Source organism: Acinetobacter sp. YT-02, from assembly GCF_002412355.1.
Classification (GTDB): domain Bacteria; phylum Pseudomonadota; class Gammaproteobacteria; order Pseudomonadales; family Moraxellaceae; genus Acinetobacter; species Acinetobacter towneri.
The window spans coordinates 1-18,739 of sequence record NZ_NOZT01000035.1; the positions used below are offsets into that span (position 1 = coordinate 1).

16 protein-coding genes are annotated in these 18,739 nt (G+C 41.1%); 8 read left to right on the forward strand and 8 right to left on the reverse strand.

The genetic code is table 11. The features are described from left to right. Positions 1-104 precede the first annotated feature (104 nt). Entirely contained in the window at positions 105-1,904 is a 1,800-nt protein-coding gene (uvrC, locus tag CF596_RS09705) for an excinuclease ABC subunit UvrC (RefSeq protein WP_096902314.1), read from the reverse strand. Positions 1,905-2,089: 185 nt separating this feature from the next. Between uvrC and CF596_RS09710 the strand changes: the two genes are divergently transcribed. After that, positions 2,090-3,154 (forward strand): AAA family ATPase, encoded by a 1,065-nt coding sequence (locus CF596_RS09710; RefSeq protein WP_096902315.1) that lies wholly within the window; start codon positions 2,090-2,092, stop codon positions 3,152-3,154. A gap of 358 nt (positions 3,155-3,512) precedes the next feature. On the opposite strand, the gene CF596_RS09715 is transcribed toward CF596_RS09710, so the two are convergent. The 3 genes from CF596_RS09715 to CF596_RS09725 form a co-directional block, all read right to left on the reverse strand. Beyond that, on the reverse strand, positions 3,513-3,929 hold the full coding sequence (locus CF596_RS09715) for a PH domain-containing protein (protein ID WP_004975829.1): 417 nt from the start codon (positions 3,927-3,929) through the stop codon (positions 3,513-3,515). A 219-nt stretch (positions 3,930-4,148) separates the two neighbouring features. Continuing rightward, the gene (locus tag CF596_RS09720) at positions 4,149-5,369 is read right to left on the reverse strand and encodes an IS256 family transposase (protein ID WP_087554590.1); all 1,221 of its coding nucleotides are present in this window, start codon (positions 5,367-5,369) and stop codon (positions 4,149-4,151) included. A gap of 204 nt (positions 5,370-5,573) precedes the next feature. Further along, entirely contained in the window at positions 5,574-6,401 is an 828-nt protein-coding gene (locus tag CF596_RS09725) for a hypothetical protein (RefSeq protein ID WP_242439149.1), read from the reverse strand. A gap of 583 nt (positions 6,402-6,984) precedes the next feature. Here CF596_RS09725 and fadB point away from each other — a divergent pair. Further along, complete coding sequence (fadB, locus tag CF596_RS09730) at positions 6,985-9,138, forward strand: fatty acid oxidation complex subunit alpha FadB (RefSeq protein WP_096902316.1); 2,154 nt, start codon at positions 6,985-6,987, stop codon at positions 9,136-9,138. 12 nt (positions 9,139-9,150) lie between these two features. Then, positions 9,151-10,323: an acetyl-CoA C-acyltransferase FadA gene (gene fadA / locus CF596_RS09735; RefSeq protein WP_096902317.1), complete on the forward strand. Its 1,173-nt coding sequence runs from the start codon at positions 9,151-9,153 to the stop codon at positions 10,321-10,323. A gap of 144 nt (positions 10,324-10,467) precedes the next feature. Here the strand turns inward: fadA and CF596_RS09740 are convergent, their stop codons facing one another. Both CF596_RS09740 and CF596_RS09745 read right to left on the reverse strand, forming a co-directional pair. Then, the gene (locus CF596_RS09740; RefSeq protein WP_096902318.1) at positions 10,468-10,740 is read right to left on the reverse strand and encodes a hypothetical protein; all 273 of its coding nucleotides are present in this window, start codon (positions 10,738-10,740) and stop codon (positions 10,468-10,470) included. 108 nt (positions 10,741-10,848) lie between these two features. Then, positions 10,849-11,598 (reverse strand): hypothetical protein, encoded by a 750-nt coding sequence (locus CF596_RS09745; protein WP_096902319.1) that lies wholly within the window; start codon positions 11,596-11,598, stop codon positions 10,849-10,851. A gap of 208 nt (positions 11,599-11,806) precedes the next feature. Here CF596_RS09745 and CF596_RS09750 point away from each other — a divergent pair, with 208 nt between their 5' ends. Then, a complete protein-coding gene (locus CF596_RS09750; RefSeq protein WP_096902320.1) occupies positions 11,807-12,508 on the forward strand; it encodes a DsbA family oxidoreductase in 702 nt (233 codons plus the stop codon). Between the two features lie 100 nt (positions 12,509-12,608). On the opposite strand, the gene CF596_RS09755 is transcribed toward CF596_RS09750, so the two are convergent. Beyond that, positions 12,609-12,809, reverse strand: a complete 201-nt coding sequence (locus CF596_RS09755; protein WP_096902334.1) for a dodecin family protein — start codon at positions 12,807-12,809, stop codon at positions 12,609-12,611. A 374-nt stretch (positions 12,810-13,183) separates the two neighbouring features. On the opposite strand from CF596_RS09755, the gene CF596_RS14760 reads away from it, so the two are divergent. The 4 genes from CF596_RS14760 (at position 13,184) to CF596_RS09770 (ending at position 16,606) form a co-directional block, all read left to right on the forward strand. Further along, entirely contained in the window at positions 13,184-13,348 is a 165-nt protein-coding gene (locus tag CF596_RS14760) for a hypothetical protein (protein WP_171324961.1), read from the forward strand. Positions 13,349-13,676: 328 nt separating this feature from the next. After that, positions 13,677-13,856, forward strand: coding sequence for a hypothetical protein (locus tag CF596_RS09760; RefSeq protein WP_004975807.1), 180 nt, complete (start codon positions 13,677-13,679; stop codon positions 13,854-13,856). Positions 13,857-13,866: 10 nt separating this feature from the next. Continuing rightward, positions 13,867-15,366, forward strand: coding sequence for a hypothetical protein (locus CF596_RS09765; protein WP_096902321.1), 1,500 nt, complete (start codon positions 13,867-13,869; stop codon positions 15,364-15,366). A gap of 94 nt (positions 15,367-15,460) precedes the next feature. Continuing rightward, a complete protein-coding gene (locus CF596_RS09770; RefSeq protein ID WP_096902322.1) occupies positions 15,461-16,606 on the forward strand; it encodes a hypothetical protein in 1,146 nt (381 codons plus the stop codon). A 140-nt stretch (positions 16,607-16,746) separates the two neighbouring features. On the opposite strand, the gene htpG is transcribed toward CF596_RS09770, so the two are convergent. After that, the gene (htpG, locus tag CF596_RS09775) at positions 16,747-18,663 is read right to left on the reverse strand and encodes a molecular chaperone HtpG (protein WP_096902323.1); all 1,917 of its coding nucleotides are present in this window, start codon (positions 18,661-18,663) and stop codon (positions 16,747-16,749) included. Positions 18,664-18,739: the final 76 nt, after the last annotated feature.

Sequence of the window (18,739 nt, forward strand, 5' to 3'; positions counted from 1 at the left end):
GTTGTGTCGTAACTTTCTAAATGGCTCTAACTACCTTTTTTTCAAGGGCTTTTCTTATCCGTAATTCGGGTTAGCTAATATAAGGCATGAGGCAGGAAATTTAGTCATTCATGCAGCACTTTATAAATCGTACGCGCCATTACTTCACCCAGTCCGGGTACTAAAGTCAACTCTTTTTCAGAAGCTTTCAGGACACCTTGTATGCCACCAAAATGGGTGAGTAAATCACGACGACGTTTTGGCCCTAAGCCCGGAATCACTTCAAGTATTGATGAGCCACGTTTTTTATCGCGCTTGGCACGGTGCTTGGTAATTGCAAATCGGTGTGCTTCATCACGTACCTGCTGAATCAAATGCAGCGCCTTATGATCTTCAGGCAGCTGAATTTTGCTGCCATCGGTAAAATGTAGCGTTTCTAGACCAGGTTTGCGTCCTTCGCCTTTGGACACCCCAATCATAAAGGCATCCAATCCTAACTCCTGCATGACCTCCATCGCCATATTCAACTGCCCTTTACCGCCATCAATCAGCAATAAATCGGGCAGCATGGCTTTTTTATAACGGCGCGTTAAAGCTTGGCGCATGGCAGCATAGTCATCTCCAGCCTGAATATCCTGAATTGAAAATTGTCGATAATCACGTTTGCGAATACCACCACTGTCAAATACCACGCAAGATGCCACAGTGTCTTCGCCCATAGTGTGCGAAATATCAAAACATTCAATCCGATCAATCGGGCGTCCAACCACTTGCTCTAACTGATGAAAACGCTCATTTAATTCAAAGTGATTGGCGAGTTTACCTTTAATGGCATGCTGCACATTCATTTGTGCCAATTCTTGCCACTCGGCACGGGTTTCACGCACTTTATGTTTAATTTGAATTTTTTTATCGAAGTGTTGCTGTAAGGCTTGTTCCAACTCTTTGCAATCTGCCACTTCCACATTAACAATCAATTCCGCTGGAATTTCATCGGCCACCTGAAAGTAAAAGTTGGCAATAAAATCGGCCAACATTTGCCCCAAAACATCGCCCAACATATCAGGAAAATAGCTTTTACCGCCCAGCATTTTGCCATTGCGCACATGCATAATTTGCACACAGGTCACACCTGCCTGATAAGCAATTGCGATAATATCGGCTTCGCCTTTGAGTTTATAAATGGCTTGCTGTGCCTGCACATCACGCAACAAAGCCATACGGTCACGGTAAAAGACTGCTTTTTCAAATTCCAACGCTTCGGCTGCAGCTTCCATTTTAGCAATCAATTGCTGATTCAGTTCTTTACTATCGCCCTGTAAAAATCGAATCGAATTATTAACATCTTCTTTATATTCTTCGGGCGAAATCAATCCTACACACGGTGCCGAACAGCGTTTGATCTGATATTGCAAACACGGACGCTGCCGTTGAGCAAAATAACTGTTTTCACACTGCCGCACATTAAACAGTTTTTGTAACACCACCAAAGTATCGCGGGCATTGTACGCACTCGGATAAGGCCCAAAAAACTTGCCTATCTGATGCTTGCCTTTGCCGCGTCCACTGGCAATACGCGGATAAGGCTGATCTGCCGACACAAAAATATAAACATAGGACTTATCATCGCGCAGCATAATATTGTACGGTGGACGATGCAGCTTAATCAGATTTTGTTCAAGCAATAACGCTTCAGTTTCGGAACGCACCACCAAAGTTTCAATATCATAAATACGCGCCACTAAAGCCTGCGTTTTAGGATGCTCGATGGTTTTGACAAAATAACTCGACACTCGGTTTTTTAAATTTTTGGCTTTGCCGACATATAACAACTCCCCGTCTTTACCCAACATACGGTAAACCCCTGGCAATTGGGTCATATTTGCCAAAATTTTCTCGATATGCTCACCTGCGTTTGGGTTCACGAGTCATCCTATTCTTGCTACATTCTTTACATGATGTGCTGCTTTATCTGATTTTTTCAAGCTTTATCCTGTGGCATAGCGCATGATCTATCCACTAAAACGATCAGCTCAGTGCTAAAAACGATCAGTCGGCAACACAAGATTTGCTATGCTCAGGCATCTTGTCAGCAGAAGGAAAGTGCAGGATGACGACCGCACCACACGGCATACCGACCATTCAATCCGCAACGTCCCAACCGATCAGTACACATCAGTATGTATCCGCCAAAGACCGTTTGATTGGCAAGCCGCGCTTTCATTTTGAACCTACACAAGTCATGCAATTGTTACGTCAACGGATTATTGGACAAGATGCAGCGCTGAATGAAATCGAAAAAATGCTGTATGTGGTCAAGGCCGATTTCTCCAGCACAGAGCGACCACTTTCAGTGACTTTAATGCTTGGCCCGACAGGTGTTGGCAAGACCGAAACGGTGCGCCTGATTGCCGAAGCCATTTATGGTCGCCCCGATGCCTTCTGCCGCATTGATATGAATACCTTGGCGCAGGAACACTATGCGGCTGCACTCACAGGCGCGCCTCCTGGCTATGTCGGCTCTAAAGAAGGCCATAGTTTATTTGATGAAACTGCGATTGCAGGTTCGCACACCCGCCCAGGCATTATGTTATTTGATGAACTGGAAAAAGCCTCAAGCGAAGTGATACGTGGCTTAATGAATGTGCTAGATACAGGCAAACTGACCCTGACTGCAGGCACCAAAACCATCGACTTTCGCAATTGCATGATTTTTATGACCAGCAATGTGGGTGCTCAAGCCGCACAACAATACTTAGATAAATTGAATCTGTTGCCGCAAAAAGTACAACAACTGTGCTTAAAACACATGCCCACACAACGGATCATTGAAAAAGTCATGCAGCGTAAATTTGACCCTGAATTTTTAAATCGGATTGACCGTAGTTTGCATTATCAAGCGGTATCTGCTGATGCCCTGCCGCAATTGGTTGAAATTGAATTGGAAAAGTTAAACCATCGCCTGCAGCATCAACAACGCCAAGTCCAACTGACTGCAGCAGCTAAAGCCTATTTTTATCAGGGGCATGATATTCGTTACGGCGCACGGCATTTGGGGCGCAAAATTCGTACCGAACTTGAGCCTATTTTAGCTTTGTATTTTTTAAGTCATCCCGAAAAATCGGAAATATGGGTAGATTGCAGTGCAAATCAATTGCACCTCAAAATAGAATAAACCCGCGACTTATACTGCGTGAATCTTGAGAATGCCACTCTGCTCATCCTCAAAGTTTTGATGCTTATTTTTGCTTAAAAAGCCTAGGGTCTGTTGACAATTCGTCTATGTTTGCGACGATGCATATTTTTTAGCTGATATAAGGCATGAGGCAGGAAATTTAGTCATTCTAAATGACTGACTCATAACGCAATAGCAGCAAAAAATATGCTCGTCCTGAAAGGCTGTGGCTAAAACTTTCTCAGATTGCGTTATGAAACTTGGCAATAGTCTCGCTATTCCCTGCGTTTCATGCCTGATCTGCTCAGTTTTAGCCTACAGCGCAAGCCATTTATGAAATGTCAACAGACCCTAGGGATTAGTCGGTAATTTCCATTCCCAAGGCTTGACTAAATTTGGTCTGATCTTTAGGTGAAACCAATACAAATTTTGGCTGCCCCGCTTGAAGATAATCAATTTTTAAACGCTTCAGCGACAAAGCAGGTGACGCTACAGAATTATTGGTTTTAGATATTTTTTGAATACTGTCGCGTGGAATATCCCATTTTAAAAACATGCAACGGATCTGCAAGCGTTCTGCATCGACCTGATAGCGCGTATTGAACACAGGCCACCACAACACAAAAATGGTAATGAAATACACCCCTGTGTGCACAGGAAATGCTGGCATCGTGCCTTTGGCGTACATGGTCAGCAATAACTGAATCAATAGACCAGACATACAAATCACAAAAGCCAAAACCCACCAATCTTTTTTAGAACGAAACGTTTGCATAAAAATTCCCCTATTTGCTTCATTCTATACATAAAAGTAGGCGGGAATTAAAGCACGTTGCTGAAATTTCTCAAAAATGTCATAAAAAACGCCCCGAAAGGCGTTGTGATGCTTTTAAACGCACTCAGTAGCCACAGATACAGGTAAGTCATACTTAATACGACTATCTTTTGAATTAATAAAAGGAGGGCGTTCAAAATTCTGTGTCAGTAAATTTGACTAGATTTTAATTATATCATCTAATCGACCTTCAAAGTAAATGGATAATTGAGTAATCGTTTGTCCCCATTCCTGAATAGGCATTGTCCATTTTTCTGATGCCTGTTGAATACCAATATACAGCAATTTCATCAGACTATCCTCATTGGGGAAAGCTCCTTTGGTTTTGGTTAGTTTGCGGAATTGACGATGTACGGCTTCAACGGCATTGGTGGTGTAAATCGGCTTCCTAATCGCTTTAGGGTATTTGAAATAGGCGGATAGTAGATGCCATTTGGTACGCCATGACTGAATGACCACACCATATTTTTCGCCCCATTTTTCTTCTAGCTCATCCAGTGCTACTTCTGCCGCCCCTTTGGTATCAGCACGGTAAATTGGCTTTAAATCAGCCATAAATGCCTTCTGATCTTTACTGGCAACATAGCGTAAAGAATTACGGATTTGATGAACGATACACAGTTGTATTTCTGTTTGAGGGTAAATCGCTGCTATGGCTTCGGGGAAACCTTTTAGTCCTGAGAAGCGCTGCTTCGCAAGGCAGGCAATCAGAATATCCTGAACACCACGATTTTGTAGGTCTGTCAGTACACTAAGCCAATGGTTCGCCCCTTCGCTTTCCGACAAATGCAAGCCGAGTAGTTCCTTCTTACCTTCAACATTTAAAGCTAAAATGGTATAGATCGCTTTGCTCACATAAACACCTTTATCCTTCACTTTGTAATGTATGGCATCTAACCAAACAAAGGGATAAATTGTATCGAGTGGGCGTTGTTTCCATGCTTGTAACTGAGGGAGGAGCTTATCTGTAATATTGGTGATAGCACCATCTGAAATCTCCAATCCATACATATCAGCAACATGCTTTTGAATATCACGATAGCTCATACCAAGTGCATAGAGTGATATGATTTTATTGTCAATTTCTTCTGATAATTTGGTCTGGTTCTTTTTAACTAACTGTGGCTCAAATTCACCATTTCGATCTCTAGGGGTTTCAAGCTCAAATGAACCTGATGTAGATTTTACTGTCTTGCGAGTATAGCCATTGCGGCGATTACCTTGTTTCGGATTCGCTTCAATGTAATTCTCGATTTCTGCTTCAAGAGCAGCTTCGGTCAGCTGTTTAATTAAAGGGGTGAGTATGCCATTTTCTCCAGTCAGTGCTTGTCCTGACTGGAGTTGTTTTAAGGCTGTTTCAAAATCAAATGTAGTTGCCATAATGCATCATTCCTGTTTTTAACAGTTTAAGGAAATGACACAGTTTTTTGAACACTACCAATAAAAAGCGGTATAAATATTAGGGGCTATATGTTCACATGCTGAAATCTTTACTACCCCTGTACTTGTCGCAAGGCTTCGATAACTCGCTAAATTAGAGCCTATTGTAGATGCACAAGTTGCAGCAGCCGCAGCCATAGAGACTTATTGCGCGGCACTACTGGGAGTATCAGATCCCTCAATTAAACGAGTTTCAGTAGAAGTTATCTCCGAAAAATTTAATAATTTTATTATCCGATTTCCTGTTTTAGTATTAGCACCTTTATCTACTTCGGCTAACTTAATCTTAAGGTTATTCCTTCCCTTGATATAAGGATATATATCAAGCATTGGAAATTTCTTACCTACGTTATGCTCAGCAATAGTAAATAGTTGAGGTTGAGCCAAGAATTTAGATGGAAAAGTAATCGTACTTTTACTATTCAGATTAATCGACTGATTAAACTTTGGATCAATTAGATAATATTTTAGTTCAGGGTTAAAAGGTAACGCAGTACTGGCTACTGGAAAGTAGCGCAATACACCATTTCCTTTACTGGTTTTATCTAAAACAATATATAAGTTCTGTCCTTGATATTCAGGATCAATTTTTACAGTTTCTTTAAACTTTAAATTCCCTTCAATTGATTGTTTACCTGTAGTCGGTTCAAAGAAAACTTCTCTAATTTGTTCATTATTTGGAATTAATACGTCTGCGACTAGTTGCCCTCTCGTGGTACTACTATTTACAACAGGTACATACTTATTAACATCGGCTTTCCAACAAGCAGTTGCTGAACACAAAGTTAAATTAGAAATATTAATCTCCCCAGCATCATTATTACTAGAAACTGTTAGATTAACCCTCAAGCGAGACATACTATCTCTTTGAATGCCCTTGTATCCTTCTAGATTTTGGGATGTAAACGGAGGCAAAGCTGCTAAGACGGATGTCGATGATACTAGTAAACTCAATGCGAATAGTTTTTTCATTTTTTATCACTTATTTAATTTTGCTCATTAAATATTAAAGTTTTTATTTAACATTTCCTTTAATAAATGTAATTTGATTGTTACCTACCAAATCTCATTCCATAATTCTTTTAGGCTCGTTTATTTCTTTAACTTGCTGACTTACATTTCCAATGCCTGTAGAGCTAAGCAAAAAATAAAAGACCACATTGCAAGTCACTGCCTAAACTACCCATATCTACCGACTTCATGCTTTAAAACTTATAATCAAAACAAGGGATTGACTTTTCTGCCCACAACAACCCACTGATAACATCTATTTATCAAGCTTTTCTAAATCGAAAATGCAATACAACCTGATTAAAAATAAAAGAGAAAACAATCACTTTCATCTTTCTTTAAACATAGGATTTTAAAATCGGGTCAAAAAGCAATTCCGCGCTATGAGAAAAATCATGACCCTTGCGTCACGGCTTGATACAACTTGCTATATTTTTTTTCGATATAGTTATCGTAAGATTAGCGAGGCATATATGTGTGCAGGACTATCGCACACGCTTCATAACATCAACTTAGAAGTCCTCCAAAATAAAGGAGATCAGGCATGATCCACGCTGGCAATGCCATTACCGTCCAAATGCTTTCGGACGGAATTGCAGAATTCCGCTTTGACTTACAAGGTGAGTCGGTCAACAAATTTAACCGTGCAACGATTGAAGACTTTAAAGCTGCGATTGAGGCTGTTAAAGCAAACAATGAAGTGAAAGGTTTAATCGTCACTTCTGCGAAATCAACCTTTATCGTGGGTGCAGACATCACCGAATTTGGCGCAAACTTCGCTCAAGGCGAACAAGCCATTGTGGATTGGGCATTGCCTGTTCACGACATCTTCAATGCTTTTGAAGATTTAGAGATTCCTAAAGTTGCTGCAATCAATGGTATGGCATTGGGCGGTGGCTTTGAAATGTGTTTGGTATGTGACTACCGTGTCATGTCAGACCAAGCACAAGTGGGCTTACCAGAAATCAAACTCGGTATTTTCCCGGGCTTTGGTGGTACGGTTCGTTTAAGCCGCGTTATTGGTATCGACAATGCGGTTGAATGGATGGCAATGGCCAACCCTAAACGTCCTGATGCTGCACTCAAAGACGGCGCTGTAGATGCTGTGGTTGCTGCAGATCAATTACAAGCGGCTGCGCTTGATTTGGTTAAACAAGCCATTGCAGGTCGTTTGGACTGGAAAGCAAAACGCCAAGAAAAATTAGACCCAGTGAAATTGAACCCACTTGAACAAATGATGGCGTTCAACACTGCAAAAGGTGCGGTATTAGCCAAAGCGAATCCTGCACAATACCCTGCACCAAAACTCATGCTTGATTCTTTACAAGCAGGTGCAAGCTTGCCACGTAATGACGCACTCAAAGCGGAAGCGGAAGGCTTTGCTAAAGCTGCGGTAACGCCACAAGCAGGCGCGTTGATTGGCTTGTTCATCAACGACCAAGTGGTGAAGAAGACCTCGAAAAAATATGAAAAAGGTGCGCATCCTGTTAACCAAGCGGCTGTACTCGGCGCGGGTATCATGGGTGGCGGTATTGCTTACCAAGCGGCAAGCAAAGGCACACCAATTATCATGAAAGACATTGGCAATCCACAATTGGCATTGGGGATGTCTGAAGCAAACAAATTGCTGACCAAGCAAGTTGAACGTAAAAAAATGACACCTGCCAAAATGGGTGAAACTTTGGCACGTATCCGCCCAACTTTAAGCTATGACGAGTTTAAAGAAGTAGATATCGTGATTGAAGCCGTGACTGAAAATCCGAAAGTCAAAGGCATTGTGTTGGCTGAAACTGAAAAATCAGTACGTGAAAACACCATTATCGCGTCAAACACATCAACCATTTCGATTACACGTTTGGCAGAAAACCTACAACGTCCAGAAAACTTTGTCGGCATGCACTTCTTTAACCCAGTGCACATGATGCCATTGGTAGAAGTGATTCGTGGTGAAAAAACTTCACCTGAAGCGATTGCGACTACTGTTGTGCTTGCTCAGAAAATGGGTAAAACACCAATCGTAGTGAATGACTGCCCAGGCTTCTTGGTGAACCGCGTATTGTTCCCTTACTTTGGTGCATTCGACTTGTTACTTAAAGATGGCGCAGACTTCCAGCAAGTTGACAAAGTCATGGAAAAATTCGGCTGGCCAATGGGTCCTGCATACTTAATTGACGTTGTCGGTATCGACACGGGCGTTCACGGTGCAGAAGTCATGGCAGAAGGTTTCCCAGACCGTATGAAGCCAGACTATAAAGGCTCAATCCAAGTCATGTACGAAAACAAACGTCTAGGTCAAAAAAATGACGTTGGTTTCTACAAATATGAATTGGATCGTAAAGGCAAGAAAGCCAAAGTGGTCGACCCAACTGCGTATGAGCTTGTAGCATCTGTCGCAACATCTGAAAAGCACGAATTTGATGCACAAGAAATCATTGACCGTATGATGTTGGCTTTCTGTAATGAAACAGTACGTTGCTTAGAAGACAACATCGTGGCGACACCATCTGAAGCAGATATGGCGATGATTATGGGTGTAGGTTTCCCTCCATTCCGTGGTGGCCCATGCCGTTATATCGACCAAACAGGTGTTGCTGAATACGTTGCGCTTTGCGACAAATATGCACACTTAGGAAAAGCTTATGAAGCGCCACAAATGTTGCGTGACATGGCTGCTAACAACAAAAAATTCTACGGTTAAGGAGCAACGTGAATGGCTACTTTAAATCCACGTGACGTTGTCATCGTTGATGGCGTACGTTCTGCAATGGGTAAAACCAAAAACGGTATGTTCCGCAATGTACGTGCTGACAGTCTATCGGCTGAATTGGTTCGTGCTTTAGTTGCTCGTAACCAGTTTGATGTCAACGAAGTTGAAGATGTAATCTGGGGCTGTGTTAACCAAACCCTAGAACAAGGCATGAACATTGGTCGTAATATTGCATTATTGGCTGATCTTCCAAAAACAGTAGCGGGTCAAACCGTAAACCGTCTGTGTGGTTCTTCAATGCAAGCAATCCACACGGCTGCAGCACAAATTGCAACCAATCAGGGTGATATTTTCATCATTGGTGGTGTAGAGCACATGGGCCATGTGGGCATGATGCACGGTATCGACATCAACCCTGCTGCATCGAAGCACTATGCCAAAGCATCAAACATGATGGGCTTAACTGCTGAAATGTTGGGTCGCATGAATGGTATTTCGCGTGAAGAGCAAGATGCCTTTGGTGTGGAATCACATCGTCGTGCATGGGCTGCAACACAAGAAGGTCGTTTTAAAAACGAAATCATTGGCATTGAAGGTCATGATGCAAATGGCTTTAAACAGCTATGCAACATCGACGAAGTAATCCGTCCAGATGCCAACCTTGAGTCGTTCCAAGCTTTACGTCCTGTATTTGACCCGAAAGGCGGTACAGTTACTGCGGCAACATCTTCAGCATTGTCTGATGGTGCATCTGCGATGCTGCTTATGTCTGCTGAACGTGCACAAGCTTTAGGTTTAAAACCTCGTGCGGTGATTCGCTCTATGGCAGTTGCAGGCTGCGATGCAGCAATCATGGGTTATGGCCCTGTACCTGCAACGCAAAAAGCGCTTAAACGTGCTGGCTTGTCAATTGCAGACATTCAAACATTTGAATTAAACGAAGCGTTTGCTGCACAAGGTTTGTCTGTTCTTAAAGGCTTAGGCATTTATGATCAGCAAGATCGTGTGAACTTGAACGGTGGTGCAATTGCACTCGGTCACCCTTTGGGTTGTTCAGGTGCGCGTATCACCACCACATTGCTGAACGTGATGGAACAACAAGACACGCAAATCGGTCTAGCAACCATGTGTATCGGTCTTGGTCAAGGTATCGCGACAATTATTGAGCGTGTGTAAAAAGTCTTGCAATAAAAAAATCCTCGCATTATGCGGGGATTTTTTATTTTGTTGTTTTGAACTGTTCTGATTTTTAAATTTTATCCTTTTGCATTGTTATCTTGAAATGTAAATGACTGATCGGTTGTGATTCACCTGTACAAGTTAAACCAACAACTCTCCCATCAACCAAGTCATATAGCGATCTTTGTCCATAAAATCTGGGGCGCTGCCTGTATCCAAGCAGTAATATTGCTGATTAAATTCAATCACAATTTGTTCAGTCTGATGCCAATCTTCAACTAAACGAAAGTGCTGATTAAAGAAGTAACGGTTCTTTCCCCAATTATTTAAATTTTCGAGTTTCGGGTAGTTCTTATTTTCTAGAAATTGCAAATACAGTTGTTGAATATCATCAAAGACTTGAATGTTGTTCATATCGGACCTGCCTAGCTGAGCCATTAAATCAACAGCTACAGTTTAGGCAAGAGATTTGTACGACAGATGACATTCTTTTGACAATTTGATGTAAGGATTTGCTAAACCTTATAACTTGCTTTCAAGGGCACGCTGATGCTGCTGACTGATCTCTTGCATTTGCGTATTGAGTTGCACCATCTCTTGATATACGGTATTAAATTCTTTCAAGGCTGCATCTTCATAAAACATAAAGGTATTGTTTTTGAGCTCCCATTTGTTGTTTTTTAAAATTGCAAACAACACATACGCCTTACCCAAATTTTTCTTTTCCAATTCAAATAATGTGTAACCTTGGTCATTATGGCGGCTTTCTAGCAAAGATTCTGCTAAATGACGGCGCAAATTATGATTGATTTCAAGATTCTCTATTTGCTCTAGAGCCATCGCTTCATGCTGTTCTAAATGCTCCTGATACAAATCTACCATGGCACGCACTTGCACTAACATGGCTTCGGTATCGGCATAGTCTTGTTTTTTGTCTGCAGCAAGTCGTTGAGGATTTAAAAACTGATCCCAATTCAAGGCTTTTAATTCACGCAAATAACTGTTACGCGCTTCGGCACTTTGTACCATGTGACTCAACACAAAACTTGCCATGACCTGATAATCACCCGTTAAGCGTGAATCTTGCACGTTAATCTGAATCGGTTTAGACCAATCCTGTGCCTGTACAAAAATCTGTTCAGCTTTTTCATGAATCACATTTTGATAGGCGTGCAATTGCGCAACTTGTTTTTGCTGACTGTTATATTGATAAAACATCCACCCAAAAATAATACCCGTTACACACCCAATGATTAGCACTATCCGTCGCATGAGTGCCCTCTTATTTTTAATATTTGTTTTATCTTACCGTGAAGCCCATCACATTTGTATAGATTTCATACTTATTTTATTACTAAGCTATTGGAATATACCACCATGTATTTTACCAGACGCTCAAAAATAAGTTTAGCATCGCTTTATGCTTTAAATTTTATGTAACATCCCCATCTTAGTAAAAAAACAGAATTTGAGATTATTCATGCGCGTTGATATTTGGTCAGATATTGTTTGTCCGTTTTGCTATATCGGCAAAAAACGTTTGGAAGCTGCTGCTGAAGAAGCAGGTGTAGAATTAGAAGTGCATTGGCACAGCTTTGAACTTGACCCAGATGCACCACCGCGTCAGGAAGTATCTAATTCAGAGCGTTTAGCACAAAAATATGGGCGCAGCCTTGCCGAAGTAGAAGAAATGCAGCGTAATATTGCCGAAATGGCAAAAGCTGAAGGTATTGACTTTCAATGGGAAAATGCCAACTCAGGCAACACCTTTAATGCGCATCGCTTGGTGCATTTGGCACAAAGTAAAGGCTTGGGCAGCGAAGCCAAAGAAGCTTTTTTCTATAGCTATATGACTCAAGGTTTAGCAATTGGCGAACGTGAAACACTCGAAGATGTTGCATCACGAATCGGGCTGAATCCTGTAGAAGTGGATGATGTTCTAGATTCTGACGAATATGCCGACTTTGTAAAATTTGACCAAGAAGTCGCACGTGAACAATTAAACGTTACTGGCGTACCATTCTTCGTATTTGATCAGCGTATTGCTTTAGCTGGTGCGCAGCCATGTGAAGTCTTTGTGCAAGTCCTGCAAAAAGCCCTTGAAACAGCAAGTGAGCTAGAGGTTGAAGATGCAGCAAGCTGCGATGCAGAACAATGCGATCTGCCTGAACCCAAAGCATAAGCTTAAAATATAGGTAAGTTGAATAGCGTTCTTCCAACTAGATTAGACGCCAAAAAAATCCCGAAACGGGATTTTTTTTGGACTTTCAAGTGCACCGAGTTTATTCAACCAAGAAGCTAATTTTTAAATTGACCCGATACTCCGTGATTTGATTGTCTCTAATCACTACTTTTTGTTCGTTAATCCACGCCCCTTGGACATTTTTAATTGTTTCTGTCACTTTAGCGATTCCAGTCTGAATCGCGTCTTCAAAACTTTTTGTACTGCTTGAATTAACTTCAACTACTTTTGCAATTGCCATGATTTTCTCACTGTCCTTTATCGTTATTGGAATTCCATCATAGATTAAAAAAACCGCATTTTTAGACTGTTTAACCAATCACAGCCAAAACATTACATGATTTCACACTGTCAAAAACTGTCACCATTCACCCGCATTTCAGACTTATCTAAATACAAATTTTGCAGACATCTCACCCATTTAAGCCTGCATAAAAAACTAGAGTTAAAACTCTAATACATTGTTTTATATTGCTATTTTTAAAATAATTGCCGAAATGATCATTTTGTAAATTTTAAACTTTGTTATGATTCATGTGAATTTTTTATTTCGTTTGATCTCCCTACGATGTCTATTCTTCTGCCTAGACATTAACACTTTGGATGGATATTCCCATGAATATGTTTAAATCTGTTTTGATGGTTTCACTTTTAGCAATTGCTGCAAATGTATCTGCTCAAATTGTGCATGTACCTGATTTTCCAACTCAAAAAGTGAATACAGAATCGGCTGCATCTGAAGCTGTTGTAAATGAACCAACTTTGCAAAAGGCAGCTTAAGTTACGCGTTTTATCCACTAATTTTAGCTGTATTAATCTCTCCCATTTCTCTCCCCAAACAGCAGTCTAAATCAGGCTGCTGTTTGTTTTTCTAGTGCTAAATTTGCTTTAAATCGTCCATACAACATCTAAAAACTGTGTCCTACCCAATTGCCAGTACTTTTTTGGCACTGCGATTTAAATTTTTTTGATTATTTTTCATATAAAAAGCGCATTTTTTGTCAATAATGTCTAAAAAAGCACAAAAGCTGACAATTTTTAGCATGTATTTTTTAATTAAATCCATATAATTAAAGTGATTTTGTTTTCATTGCTATAGCAGATGCCTATGCAACAACTTCAAGCACTTATACAAAGAAAAATTCCACCTCAAGCGATTGAGGTCAGCCATTTAATCGAATTAGCCAAACGCTATCCTCAACCACAATCGGCAGAATATAAATTGATTGAATTGGCTCTGAATATTGTCTTGGCAGATTATTTGGAAAAAGCACAACAACATATTTAAGTATGCATCAATGAATACACTAGAAAAATCACTGTTGATTAAAGAATTACGCGACTTAATTGATGCTTTAACGCATAAAAGACTCAGTCTGTATGAAACAGCCAAAGCCAAAGCATGCATTAAAGAAATTTTTATGCTGTGCGATAAACCGATTTTTCAAAAACAGTTGCTCACATTTAAAGCCTCACAAAATCCAATTCAAACTGCGGTAACTTTTGCAGAACAAAGTTTATATGCACAATCTTTACGTGGCGTATTTACACAACTTGAAGCACTTGAAACAGCACTTTATCAACAGCCTGAAGCAGGTTGGGCGATTTTGTATCAACCGAGAGCAGGTTGGCAAATTTGGTTAATTCCTGCTGCAGACCGCACTGCTCTGCTAAGCGAATTTCAAGATTTAGAGCAGGTCTATCGCTGGATGTTGGAACAGCAGCAACAGTATCACTGCCTTCAAACCGATGCAGAACTGAAACAAGCTGCAGTTCTAGAAGCTGCGCAAACTCAGCCAGTCTTTGTCACTGCAGACTTGGAAGAAAATAAAGCTGTAGATTCGCCAATTCAATTTGAATTCATTACAGACCACATCGCTACAGAAGAAGTTGCCTCGTCTGATACTCAAGTTGTGGACGTGGCTAAAGATGAACTTACAATTGAACCGACAGCAGACCAAACGATCATTTCCAACGCAATACTGAATACAACTCAGCCTGACACAACGACAATAGATACTGCCCCACCAATAACAGCTGTCACGCCAAAACCAAGCACCACCCCAGCTTATAATCTATTGTTAAGCCAATATAGTTGCCCCATTTCTGCGCTCAATCTTAGCCAAAATGAGTCAGCACAGTTGTATCGGGTCTTTTTGCCTGAAGCGCCAGAAGTCACGCAATATGCCGATGTATTGGTGCATTTGTCTGATCCCGAAGAAGATCAGCAACAGGTGTTGGCGCGTGCGGTATATTTGGCAGAACAAACCAATACGCAAGGACGCTTTATTAAATATGTGGTACTGCTTGGCGCATTAGATCAAATGCAAGCGATTCGTTTGACTCAAAACTTTTGCCAACAGTTTGAACATGAAATTGCAGCAATACGTGAAATTTCTTGGGAAAAATTACAAGAACATTTATTTGATTTCGATCAGCTTTTTCAATGCTATAGTCATGATGCTCAAATCGTGTGGCAGCAAGAGCATTATTTTCCTTTCATTCCGATACAGCACATTCAAACTACTAAGTTTATTCAGTTTGAAGAAAGTGAAGCACAGAGTCATACCCCTTTGATTTTACTGAAAGAACGACAAAAAATTCGTGTGATTCATGGTCAAAAGCGCTTACAACTGTCCCGTACTGAACAAGCTATACCGCACATTTTATTAGATCGACAACAAGGTATTAGTTGGCAAATGATTCAAAAAGTCATCTCCCAATTACAGCAACCGATTGATGCTTTGCAGTTATGCCAAGCACTTCAAATGTATCAAGAAAAAGAGGTTTCTGCCTAAAAACTGCCGTTTATATTATGATTTTGTAGCCAAGTCTTGCTTTTATCTCATAGATTTTCAACACTAACAAAAATGGCTTAAAGATCAGTAAATAATGTCAAGAATAAAGCACACATCGCCTTTTATATTAAGCTGTCTCTTAAGTGGGGTCGCAGGCACCACTTTTGCACAAGAATCAACTCAAGCAGTGGATCAAGCCCATACGCCACTGCCACCTTATGAATTGCCTGTCGCTCCGCCAAGTGCAGCAGATAAAAACGGTTTTTATTACACGATTCCACGTTGGATTGATGCCACACCGACGGTGTTACCCGAACAATCCAATGAATCCATTGTACCTCCCACCGCAGAAACGGAACATTTAACTTGGTTCGATCAACGTCAAAAAAATATTCGCAATTGGGCAGATAAAACAGCACATAAACTGGATAACTGGTTTGGTGAACCAAGTCCTGAACAGCCTGCCTCAGCCACTTTGCGGGTTTTGGTCGATAGCAGTTGGGATAAGCATAATGAATATGAAGTCAAACCTCGTATTCGTGGCAAAATCAAACTACCTGCGCTTGAAAATAAACTCAGTGTGGTATTTGGTGATGACTCGCTCGATAACGAATTGCAAAATAACATTGCCATTACCAACGAAAACCCAGCGCATGACGCAGACAAAACCGTAGACAGCAAACGTAGCCGTGAAGACAACAGTTCTTTGGCATTACGTTGGTCAAACTTTGCCGATCGCCTGCCTTTTGAAACAGATGTCGATTTAGGGGTACGTTCTGGCGATGATATTTATCTGCGTTTAAAAGCCTCTAAAGACTGGACTTTGGAAAATGATTTCTCTTTTCATGCCGAACAAATTTACCGTTATGGCATCGACAGTGAAAATTATCTCAGAACTAACTTGGAGCTCACGCACGCCCGACCTAATCAGGCTTTCTTGTCTAATCAATTTAGCCTGACCTATGCCGATGAACAAGATGATGATTTGGTTTGGGACAACTACACCTTTAGACAACATCAATTCTTTGCAGGCAACCGCTTTAACTATGGTATTTATACAGGCGGTTATTATCACGATGATGACTTACGTTTAAATCGTTGGGGGCCATTTGTCTCCTGGCGTCAACCATTTTTACGTGAATGGTTCTTTATTCAGGGCGATGTCAATTATTTAAATGATGATCGTGCAGATCGTAATCATTATCTCGGTGCTTTAGTGCGTTTAGAAGCCATTTTCTAAATAGGTAACATCTACAATCAAGCCAAATTAAAAAACCAAGTCTTGCGAACAGGACTTGGTTTTTTTGCAAGATGATCTTGCAAGATGACGATGCATTATTTGCACAACACATCATCGATCACGTTCATGTGAAAACAGACTTACTTTAACAGTAAGCTATTAATACGTTTCACATATTCCGCAGGGTCTTCAGGCAAACCACCTTCAGCAATCACAGCCTGATCAAAAATCACATGCGCCAAATCATCAAATTGATTGGAATCCTGTAATTTTTTCACCAAAGGATGCTCTGGGTTGATTTCCAAAATTGGCTTCATATCAGGTACAGCTTGCCCTGCGTCCTTCAACATACGAATCAATTGTGGTGACAGTTCACCTTCACCTGTTACCAAACAAGCAGGAGAATCAACCAAACGTGTAGTCACACGCACTTCTTTGGTTTTACCGCTTAAAGATGCAGACAATTGCTCAACCACAGGTTTAAATTGTTCTGCAGCCGCGTCTAAAGCTTTCTTCTCTTCAGCATCTTGTAGATCGCCTAAATCAACCGCACCTTTAGATACGTTTTGCATTGGCGTGCCATCAAACTCCTGCACAAAGTTCATCGCCCACTCGTCTACGCGTTCTGCCATCAACAACACTTCAATGCCTTTTTTCTTAAACAACTCCAACTGTGGAGAATGCTTTGCTGCGTTCAAGTTGTCTGCCGTAACGTAGTAAATGGCTTTCTGACCTTCTTTCATCCGCGATTTATAGTCCGCCAATGAGGTACTGATGTCATCATTACTTGAAGTAGCGTAGCGTAATAATTTCAAGATACGTTCACGGTTGCCAAAGTCTTCGCCTAAGCCTTCTTTTAAAACTGAACCAAATTCTTGATAGAATTGCTTAAATTTTTCTTGGTCTTTTTCATCTTCAGACTTGGCTAAATTGTCCAACATGGTCAACACACGACGGGTATTGCCTTCGCGGATGGTTTTAACATCACGGCTTTCTTGCAATAACTCACGGCTCACGTTCAATGGCAAATCGGCGCTATCCACCACACCTTGCACAAAGCGCAGATAATTTGGAATCAGGTTCTCTGCCTCATCCATAATAAATACGCGCTTCACATACAATTTAATCCCCGCTTTGGCTTCACGAGTAAAAATGTTGTGCGGTGCTTTACTTGGCACATACAACAACTGGGTGTATTCAGTACTGCCTTCAACGCGGTTATGCGCCCATGCCAATGGTGCGTCAAAATCATGACTGAGGTTTTTATAAAATTCGATGTACTGTTCTTCACTAATTTCGTTTTTATTGCGCGTCCACAACGCACTGGCCGAGTTAATTGCTTCCCATTCATCAGTTTTCACATACTGACCTGCTTTCGGCGTTTCACCTTCAGCTGCTTCTTCTTGCTGCCATACTTCTTTCTGCATTTGAATTGGCAAACTGATGTGATCAGAGTATTTATTGATGATCTGCTTAACTTTGTAGCTTTCTAAATAATCCAGTGCATCTTCACGCAAGTGCAGAATAATATCGGTACCCCGTTCTGCTTTGTGAATTTGCTCAACATCAAACTCGCCAGTACCCGCACTGCTCCAACGCACGGCTTCATCTGCAGCCAATCCTGCACGGCGTGATTCCACAGTAATTTTATCTGCCACGATAAAACCTGAATAGAAACCCACACCAAATTGACCAATCAATTGCGCACCGGCTTTTTGATCGCCCGTCAATTTTGACATAAAGTCTTTGGTGCCCGATTTGGCAATGGTACCCAAATGCTCAATCGCATCCTGCTGACTTAAACCAATGCCATTGTCTGAAATGGTCAGGGTTTTCTTGTCTTGATCTAAGCGGATACGCACACGTAAATCTGGATCATTTTCATAATATTCAGGATGGTTGATGCCTTCAAAACGTAATTTGTCGCAGGCATCCGATGCGTTAGAAATCAGTTCACGCAAGAAAATTTCAGGGTTGGAATAAAGAGAATGGGTCACCAAATGTAATAACTGCGCCACTTCGGCTTGGAAACTGTGTTTTTGGCTGTGCTCGCTCATTCATCACTCCTTAAATTCATAAACATGGTTATTGTTGGATGTGTTTATGAATTGGAGTGATTGCCTAATTTTTCAA

What these genes read in the sequence shown, in the direction of transcription:
- CF596_RS09710 (WP_096902315.1), top strand. Translation starts at nt 2,090, where the DNA reads ATGACGACCGCACCACACGGCATACCGACCATTCAATCCGCAACGTCC.
- CF596_RS09715 (WP_004975829.1), bottom strand. Translation starts at nt 3,929, where the DNA reads ATGCAAACGTTTCGTTCTAAAAAAGATTGGTGGGTTTTGGCTTTTGTG.
- CF596_RS09720 (WP_087554590.1), bottom strand. Translation starts at nt 5,369, where the DNA reads ATGGCAACTACATTTGATTTTGAAACAGCCTTAAAACAACTCCAGTCA.
- CF596_RS09725 (WP_242439149.1), bottom strand. Translation starts at nt 6,401, where the DNA reads ATGAAAAAACTATTCGCATTGAGTTTACTAGTATCATCGACATCCGTC.
- fadB (WP_096902316.1), top strand. Translation starts at nt 6,985, where the DNA reads ATGATCCACGCTGGCAATGCCATTACCGTCCAAATGCTTTCGGACGGA.
- fadA (WP_096902317.1), top strand. Translation starts at nt 9,151, where the DNA reads ATGGCTACTTTAAATCCACGTGACGTTGTCATCGTTGATGGCGTACGT.
- CF596_RS09740 (WP_096902318.1), bottom strand. Translation starts at nt 10,740, where the DNA reads ATGAACAACATTCAAGTCTTTGATGATATTCAACAACTGTATTTGCAA.
- CF596_RS09745 (WP_096902319.1), bottom strand. Translation starts at nt 11,598, where the DNA reads ATGCGACGGATAGTGCTAATCATTGGGTGTGTAACGGGTATTATTTTT.
- CF596_RS09750 (WP_096902320.1), top strand. Translation starts at nt 11,807, where the DNA reads ATGCGCGTTGATATTTGGTCAGATATTGTTTGTCCGTTTTGCTATATC.
- CF596_RS09755 (WP_096902334.1), bottom strand. Translation starts at nt 12,809, where the DNA reads ATGGCAATTGCAAAAGTAGTTGAAGTTAATTCAAGCAGTACAAAAAGT.
- CF596_RS14760 (WP_171324961.1), top strand. Translation starts at nt 13,184, where the DNA reads ATGAATATGTTTAAATCTGTTTTGATGGTTTCACTTTTAGCAATTGCT.
- CF596_RS09760 (WP_004975807.1), top strand. Translation starts at nt 13,677, where the DNA reads ATGCAACAACTTCAAGCACTTATACAAAGAAAAATTCCACCTCAAGCG.
- CF596_RS09765 (WP_096902321.1), top strand. Translation starts at nt 13,867, where the DNA reads ATGAATACACTAGAAAAATCACTGTTGATTAAAGAATTACGCGACTTA.
- CF596_RS09770 (WP_096902322.1), top strand. Translation starts at nt 15,461, where the DNA reads ATGTCAAGAATAAAGCACACATCGCCTTTTATATTAAGCTGTCTCTTA.
- htpG (WP_096902323.1), bottom strand. Translation starts at nt 18,663, where the DNA reads ATGAGCGAGCACAGCCAAAAACACAGTTTCCAAGCCGAAGTGGCGCAG.